The 346-nt window shown below is 72.0% G+C and carries 1 protein-coding gene; it reads right to left on the bottom strand.

Features of this window, described 5'->3' with window-relative positions:
* Window positions 1-346, bottom strand: a 346-nt coding sequence (locus tag PUR71_RS00310; RefSeq protein WP_329924259.1) for a hypothetical protein, incomplete at both ends; no start/stop codon positions are given.

Here is a 346-nt window from a genome sequence, read left to right as displayed (position 1 = left end):
GGCGCTGTTGCTGGAGGGGTTGACGGCCGTCACGTTCATGACGACGGACGTGACGCCGGTCGTCGGGACGCCGGCGACGCCCGCCACCTGGAGCGACAGCACCCCGCCCTGGCCGAGGCGCCCGGCGGGCGCGCCGACGCAGGAGACGGTGTTGAGGATGAGGTTGGGGGTGAGCGGGACGAGCCGGCCCTTGGTGGCCGGCGCGGCGGCGGTCACCGTGAAGGCCTTCGGGAAGTAGTTCGGGGATGGCACCCCGGTGGTGTAGCCGATTCCATCGAGCACCCCGTCGTAGGTGCCCGGCGTCATCCCGTTGGTGTCGGCCATGACGTGGAGCGAGGTGCCGTCG

The sequence above is a fragment of the Streptomyces sp. SP17BM10 genome (assembly GCF_036322405.1).
Classification (GTDB): domain Bacteria; phylum Actinomycetota; class Actinomycetes; order Streptomycetales; family Streptomycetaceae; genus Kitasatospora.
The sequence above is the reverse complement of the archived record's forward strand: the minus strand, read 5'-3'. Positions and strand labels throughout refer to the sequence as shown.